Raw genomic sequence first — 17,563 nt, 5'->3', positions numbered from 1 at the left:
AACCGCCGCCTATTTGAAAAGCTCGGTAGAAAGATACCTCTCGCCGGTATCGCAGAGGACCGTAACGATCACTTTGCCCCTGTTTTCGGGCTTGGCAGCGATCTGAGCGGCAGCATAAACGTTCGCACCGCTTGAGATACCCACCAGCAAGCCCTCTTTTTGTGCCAGCTGTCTAGCTGCGGCGAACGCATCGTCGTTCTCAACGCTCAAAAAGCCGTCGATGACGCTCCTATCAAGATTAGCAGGAATAAAATTTGCGCCGATGCCCTGTATTTTATGCCCGCCCGCACTACCGCACGTAAGAAGCGGTGAGCTAGCAGGCTCCACGCCGTAGGCTTTGAGGTTTGGATTTTTAGATTTTAAAAATTTCGCCGTGCCGCTAAGCGTGCCACCTGTGCCAAATCCCGCGACTAAAATATCTACTTTGCCGCCGCTTTGCTCCCAAATTTCAGGTCCTGTACTTTGAAAATGCGCCTTTGGATTGCTCGGGTTGTCAAATTGACTCGGGATGAAGCTATTTGGAGTACTCGCCGCTAGCTCGTTCGCCCTATCTACCGCGCCTTTCATTCCAAATTTCGGATCGGTCAGCTCGATTTTAGCGCCGAATGCGGCGATGAGCTTTTGGCGCTCGATACTCATCGAGCTTGGCATCGTTAGGATGAGCTTCATACCGAGCTTTGCCGCGATCATCGCAAGCCCCACGCCCGTGTTTCCGCTGGTAGGCTCTATCAAAACGCTATTTTTATCGATTTTGCCTGAGCTTAGCGCGTCTTTTACGATCTGCCATGCGATGCGATCCTTGACCGAGTGGCTTGGATTTAAAAATTCCGCCTTGGCTAGGATGAGGGCATTTTTGCCAAACGTATTGATTCTGACTAATGGAGTATTGCCGATGAGCTCCGTAACATCGTTTGCTATTTTCATATTTTTCCTTTAAATGCTGAAATTTAAATACTGGACGCTTCGCGCCATCATCTCCTCGTAGCTGCTTAGAGGCTCGTTAAATATCTCTGCCAGCTTGACGTCAAATTTCTCAAAAAATGCCCGCAGTCCAGGATCGCTCATCTGAATGCTAGTCATCCGCAGATCCTTTTCAAGCGCAGTAAAAATTTCACCGAAAGAAATCTCGCTAGCATCTCTAGCTAGGTGATAACCGCCGTTTTTACCTTTGATACTACACACTAGCTTTTCGTTTCTAAGGGTATTTAGAATTTGCTCCAAATAATTCTTAGAAACTCCCGTACGCTCGGCGATCTCTTTTATACTTATCGGCGCTACTTCGCTAGCTTTGGCGATCTGCAAAATTGCAGCAAGCCCATAGACGCCCTTTGTGCTTAAAAGTGCCATTATTTCAGTGCCTCACTAAGATCGGAAATCAAATCATTCGCGTCCTCTATACCCACGCTTAGGCGGATTAAGCTCGCAGGTACGCCAGCGCGGTTTAGCTGCTCCTCGTTTAGCTGCGAATGCGTCGTGCTCGCAGGATGAGTGATGATCGACTTCGTATCGCCGATATTTGCTACGACGGAGAAAATTTTAACCTTACTAACCACCTTTAGCGCTGTTTCTTCGCTATCTACGATGAAACTCATCAGACTGCTTGCATAGCCGTTTTTAAATTTCGCTTTGATCGCGGCATTAAACGGCGAACTAGGTAGCCCCGGATAATTGACCTGCTTTACCTTCGGATGATTTTGCAAAAATTCTGCTATCTTTAGCGCGTTTTGCGAGTGTTTTTGCATGCGAAGCGGCAGTGTTTCAAGCCCCTGGATGAGCTGAAACGCGTTAAACGGCGATAGAGTCGCACCAATATCGCGAAGCAGGGACAAGCGAATTCTAAGCGTATAAATGTCGAAATTATCTACCAAATCCGCATAAACTAAGCCGTGGTAGCTCTCATCAGGTTCGTTAAAATGTGCGTAACGCGGATTGCCTTTGAGTTTGGAATTTAATCCCTTGCCCGAAACGATCGCGCCTGCGATGCTAAGACCTTGCCCACTTATGTATTTGCTAGCGCTGTGGATTACGACATCGGCGCCGTCATCAAGCGGATTGTAAAGCGCAGGGCTTGGGATCGTGTTATCAGCAATCGTTACTACGCCGTGCTTATTTGCGATTGTAGCTATTTTAGCGGTATTTGCAACTGAAATTTGAGGATTTGAAAGCGTCTCGAAAAAGATCGCTCTAGTTTTATCATCGATTAAACCTTCCAAATTATCTGCCGTTTCGGAGTCAAAAATCCTAGCCTCGATGCCGAAACGCTTGATCGTGTGCGCCAAAAGCGTGGTCGCGCCGCCGTAAATTTTCTCGGCGATGATGATATTTTCGCCCGCTGCGGCTAAATTTGCCACCGCAAAAAATATTGCCGCCTGCCCGCTAGAGACCGCGATTGCGGCTTTGCCGTTTTCCAGCGCCGCAAGTCGCGCCTCAAAAACATCAGTAGTAGGATTTGTCAAACGCCCATAAATTGGTCCTAGATCACGCAGCGCGAAGCGATCAGCAGCCTTTTTGCTAGAACCGAAGTTAAACGCGGTGCTTTGATAAATGGGGACTGCCATCGTGCCGTAGCCTGCGACGGAGTCGTAACCAAAATGAGTTGCGAGGGTTTCTTTTTGCATTTTTGTCCTTTGTAAAAAATTTGGCGAATAATATCGAAATTTTAAAATAAAGTCAAGTATTTTTATATGATTTTAAAATGCCTATAACAAGGGATTTATAGAAAAAACATTATTAAAATATAGTTTTACAATATGCGCAATTTTGCCAAAATTTCGAATTTTGCTATAATGCGCGCTTTAATTAAGGAAAGATCATGCAAATCAGAGAAAAAGATGAGCGCGTTAAATATATCCGCGCATTAGAACGCTTTGTAAAATCCGCCGTAGTGCTGCTAAAGCGCGAGGATTTCGACGCAGAGCTTTTTGCGAAGCGAATAGCTAAAAACTACGAAATTTTATCTAAAGCGGCCGCTACGAATCTCGATAGTCCCTACACCAAAGCGCTTGAAAGCTTTGCCAAAAACGTCCTTGATGCTAGCGAGGCAGGACAGACCAGCGATGCCGTGTTTAGATCGGCGCTGCAGCATGAAGCAAACGCCTTGCAAAAGCTCAAAAACAATAAAAGTTACAAAAAAGACAAGCATAAAATCGATTTTTTAAAGGATTATTAGATGAAAACCGTGATTTTTGATATGGATGGCACGCTGCTTGACTCCTCGAGCGCGATCGAAATCAGCGTCAATAACACTCGCCGCGAGCTCTACGGCCTAGCGCCGCTACAAAAGAATTTCATCGTCCACACCATCAACGATCCAAGCAAAAACGCCTTTTTGGAATTTTACGGCAAAACCGAAGCGAGCGCCGAAGAGCTTGCTTTTTTCGAGAAGGAATTTGTAAGCAATTACCGCGATTTTGCCGTGCTTTACGAGGGTATCGAAGATCTTTTGCACTCGTGCAAAAAAGCAGGATTTTTTCTCGCAGTCGCTTCCAATGCACCTTCCTATACCCTAAGCGCGATCTTAGAAAAAACGGGCGTGCGCAGGCTATTTGATCTGGTCGTAGGCGCGGACGAGCAGATGCCCTCAAAGCCCAACCCTGCGATGCTGCTACACGTAATCTCGCGCTCGCCGCACAAAAACGCGATTTTTTTAGGTGATAGCAAAAAGGATGAGCTAGCTGCACTCCGCGGCGCAGAATTTTTACAAAATTTAGAATTTCAAGGCGGCAATGACGGCGAGAGCTTAAACGCCAGCCGCGATACGAGTAGAAAGAATTTCAGCGCTAGTAGCGGAAGCTTAAGCTCTTGCAGCAAAAATCTTAACGCGGATGAAAAATTCCGCTCTAACGACTCGGACGCTGGCGGGGCGGCAACGCTAAGCTTTAAAGGCGCCAGAATTTCCGCAAAAGCAGAAGCGACGGAAGACGCGCAAGCTGCGGCAGCGCGATGCTTTCAGGCAAACTTGGCAGATCTAAAAGGTGCGAAACTTGAGTATTTGCAGGTATGCTGGGGGTTTGGCGAGCCTAGCGAACTAAGTCGCAATGCCCTAAGCATCGCACAAGCGCGCGAAATTATCGGCGGAATTTAAGCAGCCTGGCTTTTTAGGCATAGCTAAATTAAAAGTAGTATTGCAGCAGGATAAAATCACGCTTAGGCCCTTAAAACGGAGTAAATTCCGTCCTTGCGCGCAACGCAAGCGAAATTAAAATTTAAAAATAATCCTTGCGCAGAAAATTCCGCCAGCACAAAAACAGAAATTTCATCTGCGCGAGTGGAATTTAAAATTTTAAAGTATCTTTTGCAATGCGGTATTTTATCTGCGCGAAAAATGAAATTCTATCTGTAAAAGGTGGCGAAATTTTAAAATTTAAAGACGCCATCTCGCGGCTTAATTTAAAATTTGCCTCGAAAGCCAGGCTTAAAATTTAATGCCAAACGCGATTTTAGCATTCTACTGTGTCCATGAAATTTCAAATTCTCGCAAAGCGGCGGAATTTTAAAATTTAAAAACGCCCGATCTGTGTTATGCACGCGATTAGATTTTGTGAGAATAGAATTTATCCGCCACGCAGAAATCAAAATTTACCGAACAAGCAAAGCAAAAACTTTCTCCGCCTGCGCGAAATCCAAGAATTTTAGCGCTCAAACAAAGCAGAATTCTATCCACTCACGTGAAATCTAAAATTTTACCCGCACCACAGAAGTTTAAAATTTCCGCAAAATCAAGCTGTTTATCCGTAAATTTAAAATTCCGCCTATTTGAAAAGCTTCGCGTTTAATCCGCCACGCGACCAAGATTAAATTTTTAAATTTCGCTCGCTCTGCCTATCTCGCAAACAAGTAAAATTTTAAAATTTATGAGATTCAAAGCCCAAAATCCCGCGCTTAAGCTTAAAATTTACCGCACGCAAGCGCAAAATCTGTGCAATCGCTCCTGTTTAAAAGCCCCGATAGTTTGCCGCGTCCTAACCTAAATTAAATTTTACATTTGCTATAATCGCGAAATTTTAAGGAAGGTAAATGGATATTTTTGAAAGCAGCCCAAGAGAGAAATTTTTTGAAATTTTATCCGCTGCAAGCCCTACTTTAGTGCAAAACGAAATCGAAGAAGCTCTAATCCGCCTAATCGCCTGTGAGCGACTCTGCGAAGCGCGCGGCATTAGCGAGCGCGAGATCAAAAGCTTCATAGCGCAGCAGGATCTACAAGACGAGCTAAACGACAAATTTTTGCAAATGAGCGGAAATATCCTAAGCAATAACGAATAATGCAAGATCAAATTGATTTAATTATGAAAAGCTTCATCGCAGACTGCGGATATGAGCCCGCTAGCGAGATGTTTGATAGGCTAAGCCCCGGCAAAAAACTGCGCTCTAAGCTGCTGTTAAACATCGCGCGAAAAGATGAAAAATCACTGCGTCTGTGCGCGATCATCGAGCTCATTCAAGCCGCAAGCCTGCTGCACGACGACGTCATCGACGAAAGCTCGGTGCGCCGCGGCAAGCCCTCGATCAATGCCACCTACGGCTCCAAAAACGCCGTGATGCTAGGCGACATACTCTATTCCAAGGCATATTTCGAGCTTAGCAAATTTGAAAGCCGCATCGCCGCCGCGCTTTCGCTCGCCGTCACGAAGCTCGCAGTGGGCGAGCTGATGGACGTGAGCTTAAGCGACGATTTCAACGACGATGCGAGCAAATATCTACAGATGATCTATCTAAAAACCTCGGCTCTCATAGAGGAAGTCGCGCGCTGCGGGGCGTTTTTGAAATTCGGCAGCGCGGAAAATCGCGGCGAAATTTCAGATATGAGCGGCAAAAAAAACGAGGGCGAAATTCCAAGCGCCGCGAAAGATCATAATAAAATTTCAAGCGCGAGCGCAAAATTCGGCAAATACGGCAAAAATCTTGGGCTTGCCTTTCAGATCATCGACGACATCTTAGACGTCACGCAAAGCTCAGAAGCGCTAGGCAAGCCAAGCCTGAGCGATTTTGCAGAGGGCAAAACCACCCTGCCCTACATCTATTTGTATGGAAATTTAGATGATGCGCAGCGACAAAAGCTGAGATCGTTTTTTAAAAAACAGCTGTGCGAGAGCGAAATTTCATGGATCAAGGCAAAGCTTAGCGAGCACGGCATCATCGAGCGCTGTATAAACGAAGCTCGCGCCTACGGGCAAAAGGCGCTTGAAGCCGTGGCGGAATTTAAAAACGACAAGCTGGAACAAATCGTGCGAGATATGATAGATAGGGAGTTTTGATGGCGTATATGAGCGTGAGCTTCACCCACAAAAACACGGACATCACAGTGCGCGAGAAGCTGTCGTTTTCAAACGACGTGCGCAAGAAAGAAATTTTGCGCCTTTTAGCTTCAAACTCCGCGATAGAGGAGTGTTTGGTGCTTAGCACCTGCAACCGCGTTGAAATTTTTACCGCCGTAAGCGACTTCAAAGCAGCCAGCAAATTCGTGCTTTTGGCGCTTTCACGCGTAAGCGGCGTGAGCTACGACGAGCTAGCCGAGCGCGCCGATATTTACGAGGATTACGGTGCGATACACCATCTTTTCGCCGTCGCAGCATCTCTTGACAGCCTCGTAGTGGGCGAAACACAGATCGTAGGCCAGCTCAAAGATGCCTTTAAATTTGCCAAACAAAACTCCTACGCGGGCGCGCAGATCGCAAGAGCCATAGATGAAGCGCTAAAGTGCGCGGCGCGTATCCGCAATCAAACCGAAATTTCAAAAAACCCGATCTCGGTCTCAAGCGTCGCCGTGGCGATGGCAAAAGACAGGCTGGGCTCCTTGCAAGGCGCGGACGCCGTGGTAGTGGGCGCAGGAGAGATGAGCGAGCTGGCGTGCAAGCACCTACTCGCAAACGGCGCGAATATCACAATCTTAAATCGAAATTTAGCCGGCGCGCAGAGGCTAGCCGCCTCACTACTTGGCGAGAATTCCTTAGATGCGAAAGATTGCGCGGATGAAAATCCCGGCGCAGGAAATAACTCAGACGACTTAAATTCCGGAAATGTCGCGAATTTCGCGGGCGAAAATGTCGCGCAAAAACAAAATTCCAAAGACGGCGTAAATTTTAATAAAGATATTTTCGCAGACGGCAATGAATCTCGCATAGCAGGCGGAAATTCCAAAGGTGATAAAAATTCTGCCCCCTTCGCGAATTCCTCTGCGCAGGCGCAATCCCGCATTAAAATCGATGGCCTTGATAATCTCAAAAAATATCTGAACGTAAATAGCCTATTTTTCAGCGCTACGGGCTCGCAGGAGCCGATCATTACCGATAGCTTGCTTGAGCCCAAAAGCTTTAAGCGATATTTTTTCGATATAGCCGTGCCGCGCGACGTAGAGCTTAGCCAAAGCGAGGACGTCGAGGTTTATAGCGTCGATGATCTGGAGGAGATCGTAAAGAAAAATTTGCTGCTTCGCGAGGAGCAGGCGCAGATCGCTTACTCGATCGTGGCGAAATGCACGAATGAATTTTTCAAATGGCTCAAAGCGGCGGCATCTACGCCGATCATCAAGGCTTTGCGCCAAAGCGCGAAGCAAGTAGCCGAGCTAGAGCTAGCCAAGGCGCTTAAAAAGGGCTATCTAAAGCACAGCGATGCAGAGGAGGCGCGCAAGTTAATTCATCAGGTTTTTAAAGCGTTTCTGCACGCTCCGACGGTAAATTTAAAAAACCTTGGCGACGCGGATAATGCCGATAACGCGGTAAATGCGCTGGTCGAAATTTTTGAACTGCAAGAAAACTACGAAAAATTTTTAAATCAAGAAAATGAGAAAAAGGACAAACAGAATGAAATTTAGTAAGCTTTTCGCTCCAAGCCTAAAAGAGGCCCCCAGAGACGCGGTACTACCTAGCCACGCGCTTTTGATCCGCGCGGGATTTATCGAGCAGCTGGGCAGCGGGCTTTATAATTTTTTGCCGCTAGGAAAGATAGTGCTAGAGCGGATCTGCGCCGTCATCAGGCAGGAGATGGACGCTGCGGGCGCGCAAGAGGTCTCTTTTAGCGTCGTGACGTCCGCGGATGCATGGAAAAAAAGTGGCCGCTACGCCAAATACGGCAAGGAGCTGTTGCGCTTCAAAGATCGCAAGGATAACGACTTCGTGCTAAGCCCAACTAACGAGGAGGCGGCGGTTTTGATGGTAGCGGATAAGATCACGAGCTACAAGCAGCTGCCGCTAAATATCTATCAGATCAATACGAAATTCCGCGACGAGGCACGCCCTCGCTTCGGGCTTCTGCGCGGACGCGAGTTTACGATGAAGGACGCTTATAGCTTCCACGCGGATGCTGCAGATATGAAGCGTGAGTTTGAGGTGATGAGGCAGGCGTATTCGCGGATTTTTACGCGACTGGGATTAAATTTTCGCACGGTCGATGCGGACAGCGGCGCGATCGGCGGCAGCGGCAGCAAGGAGTTTATGGTGCTAGCGGATAACGGCGAGGATGATATCGTCGTGTGCAAGCGCTGCGAGTATGCCGCAAACATCGAGGCTGCGCGCCGTGCGCCCAAAACCACGAACGCCGCAGCACCCGAAACCGACGGCATGATGAAATTTAAAACCCCCGCGATGAAAACGATCGACGCGGTGGCGGAATTTTTCAAAGTAGATAAATTCTACACCATCAAGGCGGTGATCAAAAAAGCGCTATACGAGGATCGCAGCGAGATCGTAGCGTTTTTTATCCGCGGCTGCGACGAGCTGCAAGAGACCAAGGCGCAAAACGCCTGCGGCGCGCTTGAGCTAGTCGATGCTAGCGAGGAGGAGATCGCGCGAGCAGGCTTTACGGCGGGCTTTTGCGGACCTTTCGGGCTCGGCGAGGGAGCTAAATTTTACATCGATGCCGAGCTAAAAGGAGCGCGCGAGATGATCGCGGGCGCGAACGAGCCGGATTACCACTACGTGGGCGCTAGCGTGATAAATTTTAACGAATCGCGCTTTGCAGATCTTGCCGCCGTGGGCGTAGGCGACGCGTGTCCATGCTGCGGCGGCGAGCTTAGCATTACAAAAGGCATCGAAGTGGGCCATATCTTTCAGCTCGGCACGCGATATTCCGAGCCGATGGGAGCGCGATTTTTGGATGCAAACGGCAAGGCTCGTGCGTTTTACATGGGCTGCTACGGTATCGGTGCAAGCCGCCTTATCGCCGTAGCGATCGAAAGCAGCCACGACGAGCGAGGCTGCGTGTGGCCGCGTGAGCTGGCGCCTTTTGAGCTTGAGATCATCATCTCAAATCACAAAGACGCGGCGGCGGTAGAATTTGCCGAGAAACTGTACGAGCAGTGCCGCGAGCGCGGAATTCGCGTGCTACTTGATGATCGCGCGGAGCGCTTCGGCGTGAAGATGAACGACTTTGAGCTGATGGGCTTTCCGTACGCCGTGCTCGTAGGCAAAGCCCTAGCGGAGAGAAGCGTCGAGTTCATCACCCGCGCAGGCCTAAAGCGGCAGAGCGTAAGCGCGGATGAAATTTTAAGCTTTATCGAGAGGAAATTAATCGAGAAAAATTAGGAAGCGTGTGAAATTTGACCCTAAATTTTGTAACAAAAAATAGAATTAGCTCTTTAAAATTTACCGCTGTAGCCGTGCTCTGCCATAACCGCGCAGAGCTAGCGCACTCTTTATAGCACGAAACGAGCAACAAAGGTACTATTTTTAGCAACGTAGGTAAGCGGGCATTATCGCTTAGATACGACGTACTAGGTGGCAATCGGGTGACCGATTATCAAGCTGCGTCGCTTCGTGTCGGGGGCTTCTAATGACTTGCCGTCATCATAGATTAAAATTTTTATTTAACCAAAAAAGGAGTATTTGTTTCTAAACAAATTTTTTAGGCGACACTTCCTTGCCTTACTGCCGCGCTCGCTGCGAACGCTGCTTTTCCGATTTTGGGCTGTGCCTCACCCGCCGAGTTCTATAATCAAAATCTAGCTTTAGAGGAGAAAATATGATTAAAAATATCATCCTCGTTCACGGCGCATTCGCCGATGGCTCATGCTATGCCGAAGTAATACGTCGCTTACAAGCCACGGGCTTAAATGCGCTCGCCGTACAAAATCCGCTCACGTCGCTTGCTGCCGACGCTCAAAGCATTAGCCGCAAGCTAGATAGGTTGCGAGGTAGAGCCCTATTAGTAGGGCATTCTTGGGGAGGCGTTCCGATTACGCATGTGGGCAGACATGTAAACGTCGCCGCGCTGCTGTATCTATCTGCCATCGTCCCAGATAGCAGAGAATCCGCAGCGGACGCGCTCACTCGCCAAAATGCGCCGATGGAAGGACTAAGCCCCGATGCTAACGGCGAAATCGTCCTGAGTGCTGAAGCTTTCGCTCACATGATGGCAAATGACCTACCCGCAGAGCAAAGTCGCGTGCTTGCCGCCGTACAAACGCCGATGAATGCTGCTGCATTTGCAGATAAAATCGGCGCGGCGGCGTGGTGCTACAAACCGTCTTATTATCTACTCACCGAAAACGACAACGCCCTACCGTTTGCCGTGCAGCAGCGCTTCGCCGAACAGATTGGCGCAAAAACGCGAAAAATCCACAGCGGACATTTGTCTATGATCTCTAATCCTAACGCCGTTGCTGCGTGGATTGCGGAGATTGTGACATCGATTTAAAAAAAAAGCGATTCGAAATCTAATCGCGTTGTAAAATATAAAATAACCTGCCTATTATATGGTTCGTTATTTGTATTTAGGCAATCTTTGTCGTATGATACGACAGCGCACCGCCGCCCCATTTTAAATATGTGATTCTGTAGGAATCAGATATGGCATTGTAATAAAACCTGGCTGCAAAAGCATAATCGTATTTTAAAACCATTTGCCCGTCTTTAAGGGCGATCTGCCCGTGCAAAGTCGGTATCGACCCCGATCCTTTGGTACCAAATTTTTACGTCCTTGTCGTATATTGCGGCCCTGTATCCATCTATCTGTGTACCGTAAACATCTAAAGAAAAACGCCTCTGCTTAAGCGCGCTATCCACTAAATTTAACCTATAGTAACTAGCCCCTCTGCTCTTATTCGTTTGCACATATATGACGCGCCCCTCTATGGTCTGCAAATCCTCTGGGCTAGACGGTAGCGCTGCGGTGTAGGACATATAGCGCCGCACCCGCGCCAAGGATAAAAAACAGCAGCACGCATCTTAAAAGCGTATTCATCTGATTAAAGCTAGCGATCTTTTTTTCATCGTATTTTGTATCAAAAAGCATAAAATCTCTTTTGTTTAAATTTTATTTCGGCGCTTCATCCTGGCGCGCCGTAGCGGCATAAAAGCAGAGCTACGTCGCTATAAGCTATCGCGATCTTTAAATCCGCACTTCTGCAGCTAATACGGCTCGGTTTTTTCCAGCGCCGTGCGCGATACAAGGCGCCGCTTCTGCCGAAGTTCGTCTTGGATCTTCATTCATTTTCATTCGACAAAGAATAAATTTAAAAGCTAAATTTAAAAAGCGCACGAAAGAAATATTTCTCTTTTTAAATTCCGCTAAAATTTTATCCAAAATGCGGTAAGCTCGTAACTACGCGACTCGCCCAACCCGCTCAAGCTTTCAAACGCAAGCGTAACGCCGCTGTTTAGGTCTAGCTCAAAACCATCATCCCTTGCGCGCTCGCGATACTCGATCTGCTCGCGATCTAAAGCGTCTTTTGCCGCCACAAGATCGATGGGGGCAGGACAGCCCGATAATATCCAAGGCTCTATTTCGATTTGCCCCGCCCTTACGCCGCCTAAATCAAGAGGCTCGCTTCTAAAATGATCCGAAAAAATCATAAAAATTTCGCCCCGAAAAAAGTGAAACTCAAAGGCGCCGTATCTTAAAATTTCAGCTTCAGCGCTCTTAAAGCTCGCATCCGCAGAGCCGAACATCACAATGATCTGCGCGCAGCTCAAGCCTCTTCTTACGTCAGCAAACTCGCCCGAGCGAAAGAATTTAAGCATATCGATTTTTAGCATCTCTTCCCCTGCAAATACACATCGCGTCTCTTAAAGCCACTAGCAGCACTGAACGGCACGCTAATAGTTACACGAGCCAGCCATCGCGCTCATCCATGCTTAGGCGCTCGCTGACATGGCACTAACGAGCAACGGCAAGCCAGACGCGTACATCACATAAAAGTGCGCCGCGTAAAATTTTATCTCGCACCGAGCTAAAATACAGCGCATTTGCAAAATTTAAAACGATCGCAAAATGCCACGTCGTTTTGCAAGTTTTATTTCGCACAGACTTAAAAGCTGCGACAGCCGTATGAAATTTTATATAGTGACTGCATAAATCGCGCGCCGCAAGACTCGAAATTTCACGCCGCAACGCCGCAAATTTCACACCTCCTGCACATCACGCAGTGTCAGTCAGCCGAGCAAAGCTCGAATCTCGCGATTTACGAAAACCTCGCGCGTCGCAAGCCGCGCTCGAACAAATATTACTGCTTTGGCATTATTTTAAAATTTCACAAGCGTCGTAATATCCGAACTTAAGAAGCGATCTTATAAATCCGCTTTAGCTCATCTGGCGCTGTATTAAGAGCAAATAAACTCGTTCGAGTCCGTTAAGGCTAGCCGAAAACCTTTTTTAGATGCGCCTCGTAATCTCTCATAAAACGCTCCACATCAGGATTTTTAACGACATCGTTACACATAAAAGTAGGCAGCCTTTTCGTGCCTAAAAACTCGTTGGCTTTATGAAAATGCAGATAAACGCCGTCTACACCTACGCCTTCAAAAAAATCGCCCGGCTTGTCAAACGCCTGAAGCGGCGCATTCCAAGTGACGCTTAACATGTGCGATTTGCCCTTTATTAGCCCACCCGTGCCGTAGCCGTCGTTTGGGCTCGCGCTGTGCCGCCCGTCGTTTGCCACTATCTTGCCTATGCCGCCCATAAACACCTCGTCCACGTATTTTTTGACTAGCCAAGGCTCGCCCATCCACCACGCGGGCATCTGCCAGATCACGGCATTCATCCATAGAAATTTTTCTACCTCGCCCTCTATATCGTAGCCCTCAAATATCGTGGTCTCGCGCGTTTCGTGCCCTAGGGCTTGTAGCGTCTTTTTGGCTAGCTCGTGCAGCGTCTTGCTTAGCTTGCCGCCTTTGCCATTAAACGGCGCCCCACCATTGATAAGTAATATTTTCATTTTGATCCTTTGATTAAATTTATTCGTTAGCAACTCGCTGCACCTAAGTTAAAATTTCACTTCGCAGCCCTATGCGCAAATGTAAGCATAAATTTTACGAAGCGTTTAATTACTAAATTTTACTTTCACGCCGCAGTTTATCGCCCTAAAATTTCAAATTTATCGCCGTGCACCGCGATCGCTTCGGCGTTATTTATCGGCGTCAATTTTAACTTGCCGCCGTAAGCTTTTAAAATTTTAGCCGTGCTTTGCACGAAGGGCTCCTCGCCGTAGTGCGGCACGGGGTAAAATTTCACCAGATCAAGCCCAGTTTGCGCTGCTACTGCTTCACTACCACTCGCATCGTCCATCGCGCTCGCATACTCCACGCTGGGAGCCGCGATCATCGCGCCCGCCGACTCGCCCACGTACACGAGCTCGCCGCTTCGGACGCGATCTGCGATGAGGTCAGCAAGACCTTTCTTTTTAAGCTCGCGCAAAAGATAAAAGGTGTTGCCGCCGCTTACGTAAAGCACCCGCGCCGCGCTGATCTTTGCCTTCGCTTCGGCCTCGCTTGTTTTGGAAACGTCTAAAATTTGAAGCGTAAAGCCCATTTTGGCAAACGCCTCTTTCGCCTCGTCCACGTAGTCTCGGTACTCCTCTACGTTTGCGGCGGTCGGGATAAAAAGCACCTCTTTAGCGCGGATATTTTGCCCGGCGAAATCCTCAAAAAGCGTCGCTGCGCCCGCAAAATAGGAGCATAAAAACATCTCTATCATCGTTTTTCCTTTAATTAAATTTTTACTGATTTAAAAGCGCTCGTAAAGCTCGGCCGCAATGACTGCGAGCAAACGCAGCTCAAACTAGCAGAGCAAATTCTACCGCGCCCACAAAGCAAGCGCACGATAAAAAATGGCGCGGACAGAATTTTGCCGATAAAAGGGCAAAATTTATCGCCGCAGCGATTACAAAATACACTAAAGCCAAAACGGCAGCGCAAACTACTCCACAATCACCAACTGCCTGGCGGTTTCAAACTTCACTAAAACGACGCGAACCTATCAAATCGAGCTGGCTAGAGGAGTCCACCAGAGCGAACGATCAAAACGATCAAATTAAGCCGATCGATCTAATCAGCCAAGGCAAAACGGCTAGTGCTTTTTATCTTTAAAAAATCTAACGATCTTGGCCTGCAGCTTGAACCACTCGCTAAGCTCCATTATAGGATGCCCTGCGTAGTTTTTGCCGCCCGCTAGATCCTTGCTTATACCGCCGCGCGCCGCGATCTGAGCGAAATCGCCCACGCTTACGTGCCCGCCGCTGCCGCTCTGTCCGCCCATCACGACGTTGCGTCCAAGCGTCGTCGAGCCCGCAAGCCCAACTTGAGAGACGATGAGGCAGTTTTGCCCAAGCTCGCAGTTGTGCCCGATCTGAACGAGATTGTCGATCTTGCTGCCGCGCTTAACGATCGTCGAGCCGAATACCGCGCGGTCGATCGTCGTGCACGCGCCGATCTCTACCTCGTCTTGCAGCACGACGTTGCCGTTGTGATAAATTTTAACGTGCTCGCCCGTTTTGGTATGCGCGTAGCCGAAGCCGTCGCTTCCGATAACGGCATTTGCGTGGATTATGCAGCGCTCGCCGATGATCGCGTCGTTATAGATGACGGCGTTTGCGTGGATCACGCAGTCGCTTCCGATATGCACGTCATCGCCGATATACGCGCCGCTTAAAATGACGCAGTTCTCACCGATCGTGGAATTTACGCCGATATGCACGTTCTGCCCGATCTGCGCGCTGGCGGCGATCTTTGCGGGCACGCCGCTGCGAATGAGCGGCTTAGCAAAATGCGCGCTTAGGATCGCAAAGGCTAGGTGCGGATTTTCGCACTCCAGCGCTCGCACGCCGTTTGGAACCGCGGTGCCGCACTTTACCAGCACGGCGGCTGCTTTGGTAGCGGATAAAAATTTCTCGTTTTTGTCGCTGTCGCAGTAGCTCAGCTCGCTTTGCCTTGCGTTTTGAAGCGAATTTATCGCGGTGATCTCCGCGTCCGCTCCGTTAAGCTCTATGTTTAAAATTTCGGCAATTTTAGATAATTTCATTTGCGCTCCTTTGATTAAATTTTATCGCCGCTTACATATCCAGCGCGACGCTGCCGCCTCGGACGATGTCGATCGGATTGTATTTTTTTATCGTCTTTAAAAAGCCGTCGATGCGGTCTGCGTCGTCGCACGCCATGATGACGATCTTGCTGTCGTCGCTATTTGCGATGCTGCCGTTGTAGGCTTTTAAAACGGCATCAAGCCCCGCTAAATTTTCGCCCAGTGCGATTTTTACCAAAACCATCTCCTTTTCGACGAATTTTGCATCCTCGATAACCTTGTAGACGGGGATCAGCTTATGAAGCTGCTTAGTGATCTGCTCTATGACGCGCTCGTCGCCCGAAGTAACGATGCTAAGGCGCGATAGACCTGTATTTGGGATCGGTGCAACGGTGAGGCTGTCGATATTATAGCCGCGCCCCGCAAAAAGCCCCGAGATCCGCGATAAAACGCCGTGCTCATCGGTAACGACGACCGAGATTACTCTTCTTATGCTATTCATCCTAAGACTCCTGCTCAAAAATCATATTATAAAGCGCGCCGCCTGCGGGCACCATCGGCCAGACGTTTTCGAAGCGATCGATCTTAGCCTCGATGACGCTTACCTTTTTGCTAGCAAGAGCCTGCTTCAGCGCGTCTTCGAATTCCGCTTTGGTGCTAACGCTAAAGCCCACGCCGCCGAAGCCCTCGACAATTTTTATGAAATCTGGCTGCGAGCTAAGATCGGTCGATGAGAAACGCTGCCCGTAAAATAGGCTCTGCCACTGCCGCACCATGCCTAAGAAATTGTTGTTTAATACAATATTTACGACGTTTAGACCGCTCGCGCTAGCCGTCATCAGCTCTTGGATATTCATCAAAATCGAGCCGTCGCCGCTGAAATTTATAACCGGCCTATCTCCCGCATAGGCCTTCGCGCCCAATGCCGCAGGAAGGCCGTATCCCATCGTGCCCTGTCCACCGCTACTTAGCAGAGTGCGCGGCTTGCAAAACGGATAAAATTGCGCGACCCACATCTGATGCTGCCCCACGTCCGTAGCGATGATAGCATCCTCGCCAGCGATTTTTGCGGTACTTTGGATAACCCACTGCGGCTTTAAAATTTCATCGCTGTCGTTAAATTTAAGCGGGTGAATTTCATCGTATTTGCGGATGAGCTCGCGCCACTGCTCGAAATTTGCAGGGCTGACCTCGCTTTTAATGCGCGGCAGCATCTCCTCTAGCACCGATTTTACATCGCCCACGATCGGATAATCGGCGTTTATTATTTTTGAGATCGAGCTAGGATCGATATCGACGTGGATGATCTTTGCGTTTTTGCCGAATTCACTAAGTTTGCCCGTGACACGATCGTCAAATCTCGCGCCCAAGCAGATTATCAGATCCGACTCGCTAAGCGCCATATTTGCGGCGTAGCTGCCATGCATTCCTACCATGCCGAGGCAGTTTTTATCGTCGCTTCGCACGGCTCCTAGCGCCATAAGGGTTTCAACGACTGGGATCTGCGCAAACTCGCTAAGCTCGCGTACCAGCTCGCTTGCGCCCGCGCTGATGACGCCGCCTCCGATGTAGAGGATAGGTTTTTTGGAATTAGCGATTAGCTCGACGGCTTTTTTGATCTGTTTAGCGTTGCCCTTATAATTAGGCTTGTAAGTCTGCATCTTGATTTCGCTAGGATATTCAAAAACGCCAAGCTTCGCCGTTACGTCTTTGGGAATATCGACGTGCACGGGTCCAGGTCTGCCGCTGCGAGCGATGTAAAAGGCCTCTTTTAAAATTCTAGGCAGCTCTTCAATCGTTTTAACCAGATAGTTGTGCTTAACGCAAGGGCGCGAAATTCCAATCGCATCGATCTCCTGAAAGGCGTCGGTGCCAATGAGCGAGGTCGCCACCTGACCGCTGATAAGCACGATCGGGATGCTATCGCTATACGCCGTAGCAAGCCCCGTAAGCGCGTTGGTAAAGCCTGGTCCGCTCGTGACGACAGCCACGCCGACCTTGCCGCTAGCGCGCGCATATCCGTCCGCAGCCATCGCTGCGGCCTGCTCGTGGCGCACCAAAATGTGTCTGAAGTATTTTTGTTTGTAAATTTCATCATAAATGTTTAGCGCCGCGCCGCCCGGGTAGCCGAAAACCACCTCGACCCCCTCCTGCCGCAACGCCTCCACGATCATCTGCGATCCGCTAATTTCTTTCATACGCCCATCCTGTTTCATTGGAATAATTTTGTGATTATATTATTTTGTAAATTAAATTTCACGAATTTAAGGCGTTAAATCGGGTCGAATTTAAAATTTAATAGCAGCAAGACGGGGCAAAATTTCGGAATTTAGAA

At 48.7% G+C, this 17,563-nt stretch carries 18 protein-coding genes; 7 read left to right on the top strand and 11 right to left on the bottom strand.

What is annotated here, in order from left to right; translation table 11 throughout:
• Positions 1-9: 9 nt before the first annotated feature.
• The 3 genes from cysK to CGRAC_RS05575 are packed head-to-tail and all read right to left on the bottom strand — an operon-like array spanning position 10 to position 2,618.
• A complete protein-coding gene (cysK, locus tag CGRAC_RS05585; protein WP_005870603.1) occupies positions 10-924 on the bottom strand; it encodes a cysteine synthase A in 915 nt (304 codons plus the stop codon).
• Between the two features lie 9 nt (positions 925-933).
• Entirely contained in the window at positions 934-1,347 is a 414-nt protein-coding gene (locus CGRAC_RS05580) for an RrF2 family transcriptional regulator (RefSeq protein ID WP_005870604.1), read from the bottom strand.
• On the bottom strand, positions 1,347-2,618 hold the full coding sequence (locus CGRAC_RS05575; RefSeq protein WP_005870605.1) for an O-acetylhomoserine aminocarboxypropyltransferase/cysteine synthase family protein: 1,272 nt from the start codon (positions 2,616-2,618) through the stop codon (positions 1,347-1,349). Before CGRAC_RS05575 ends, CGRAC_RS05580 begins: the two co-directional genes overlap by 1 nt.
• Positions 2,619-2,812: 194 nt before the next feature.
• Between CGRAC_RS05575 and CGRAC_RS05570 the strand changes: the two genes are divergently transcribed.
• The 7 genes from CGRAC_RS05570 (at position 2,813) to CGRAC_RS05540 (ending at position 10,629) form a co-directional block, all read left to right on the top strand.
• Positions 2,813-3,169, top strand: a complete 357-nt coding sequence (locus CGRAC_RS05570; RefSeq protein ID WP_005870606.1) for a hypothetical protein — start codon at positions 2,813-2,815, stop codon at positions 3,167-3,169.
• Positions 3,170-4,084, top strand: a complete 915-nt coding sequence (locus CGRAC_RS05565) for an HAD family hydrolase (protein WP_005870607.1) — start codon at positions 3,170-3,172, stop codon at positions 4,082-4,084.
• A 932-nt stretch (positions 4,085-5,016) separates the two neighbouring features.
• Positions 5,017-5,262 (top strand): DUF2018 family protein, encoded by a 246-nt coding sequence (locus CGRAC_RS05560; protein WP_005870614.1) that lies wholly within the window; start codon positions 5,017-5,019, stop codon positions 5,260-5,262.
• The gene (locus tag CGRAC_RS05555) at positions 5,262-6,254 is read left to right on the top strand and encodes a polyprenyl synthetase family protein (RefSeq protein WP_005870615.1); all 993 of its coding nucleotides are present in this window, start codon (positions 5,262-5,264) and stop codon (positions 6,252-6,254) included. Before CGRAC_RS05560 ends, CGRAC_RS05555 begins: the two co-directional genes overlap by 1 nt.
• On the top strand, positions 6,254-7,810 hold the full coding sequence (gene hemA, locus CGRAC_RS12500; protein WP_050346323.1) for a glutamyl-tRNA reductase: 1,557 nt from the start codon (positions 6,254-6,256) through the stop codon (positions 7,808-7,810). Before CGRAC_RS05555 ends, hemA begins: the two co-directional genes overlap by 1 nt.
• Positions 7,800-9,518: a proline--tRNA ligase gene (locus tag CGRAC_RS05545; protein WP_005870617.1), complete on the top strand. Its 1,719-nt coding sequence runs from the start codon at positions 7,800-7,802 to the stop codon at positions 9,516-9,518. The genes hemA and CGRAC_RS05545 overlap by 11 nt, the downstream gene beginning before the upstream one ends.
• Before the next feature lie 436 nt (positions 9,519-9,954).
• The gene (locus CGRAC_RS05540; protein ID WP_005870621.1) at positions 9,955-10,629 is read left to right on the top strand and encodes an alpha/beta hydrolase; all 675 of its coding nucleotides are present in this window, start codon (positions 9,955-9,957) and stop codon (positions 10,627-10,629) included.
• A gap of 215 nt (positions 10,630-10,844) precedes the next feature.
• Here the strand turns inward: CGRAC_RS05540 and CGRAC_RS11870 are convergent, their stop codons facing one another.
• From CGRAC_RS11870 to CGRAC_RS05500, 8 genes are all read right to left on the bottom strand, one after another.
• Positions 10,845-11,114: a hypothetical protein gene (locus tag CGRAC_RS11870; RefSeq protein WP_143297849.1), complete on the bottom strand. Its 270-nt coding sequence runs from the start codon at positions 11,112-11,114 to the stop codon at positions 10,845-10,847.
• Positions 11,086-11,226: a hypothetical protein gene (locus tag CGRAC_RS11865; protein WP_005870624.1), complete on the bottom strand. Its 141-nt coding sequence runs from the start codon at positions 11,224-11,226 to the stop codon at positions 11,086-11,088. The genes CGRAC_RS11870 and CGRAC_RS11865 overlap by 29 nt, the downstream gene beginning before the upstream one ends.
• 275 nt (positions 11,227-11,501) lie before the next feature.
• A complete protein-coding gene (locus tag CGRAC_RS05535; RefSeq protein ID WP_005870626.1) occupies positions 11,502-11,969 on the bottom strand; it encodes a hypothetical protein in 468 nt (155 codons plus the stop codon).
• Positions 11,970-12,568: 599 nt separating this feature from the next.
• On the bottom strand, positions 12,569-13,147 hold the full coding sequence (locus CGRAC_RS05525) for an NAD(P)H-dependent oxidoreductase (RefSeq protein ID WP_005870628.1): 579 nt from the start codon (positions 13,145-13,147) through the stop codon (positions 12,569-12,571).
• Between the two features lie 137 nt (positions 13,148-13,284).
• Positions 13,285-13,905 (bottom strand): Type 1 glutamine amidotransferase-like domain-containing protein, encoded by a 621-nt coding sequence (locus CGRAC_RS05520; protein WP_005870629.1) that lies wholly within the window; start codon positions 13,903-13,905, stop codon positions 13,285-13,287.
• 372 nt (positions 13,906-14,277) lie between these two features.
• Positions 14,278-15,228, bottom strand: a complete 951-nt coding sequence (lpxD, locus tag CGRAC_RS05510) for a UDP-3-O-(3-hydroxymyristoyl)glucosamine N-acyltransferase (protein ID WP_005870630.1) — start codon at positions 15,226-15,228, stop codon at positions 14,278-14,280.
• A gap of 31 nt (positions 15,229-15,259) precedes the next feature.
• Positions 15,260-15,730, bottom strand: a complete 471-nt coding sequence (gene ilvN, locus CGRAC_RS05505) for an acetolactate synthase small subunit (RefSeq protein WP_005870631.1) — start codon at positions 15,728-15,730, stop codon at positions 15,260-15,262.
• 1 nt (position 15,731) lies between these two features.
• Positions 15,732-17,426, bottom strand: a complete 1,695-nt coding sequence (locus CGRAC_RS05500; protein WP_005870632.1) for an acetolactate synthase large subunit — start codon at positions 17,424-17,426, stop codon at positions 15,732-15,734.
• Between the last annotated feature and the right edge of the window lie 137 nt (positions 17,427-17,563).

Origin of the sequence: Campylobacter gracilis, assembly GCF_001190745.1 — a bacterium.
GTDB classification, from domain to species: Bacteria; Campylobacterota; Campylobacteria; order Campylobacterales; family Campylobacteraceae; genus Campylobacter_B; species Campylobacter_B gracilis.
This window is presented reverse-complemented; position numbering and strand designations above follow the sequence as displayed.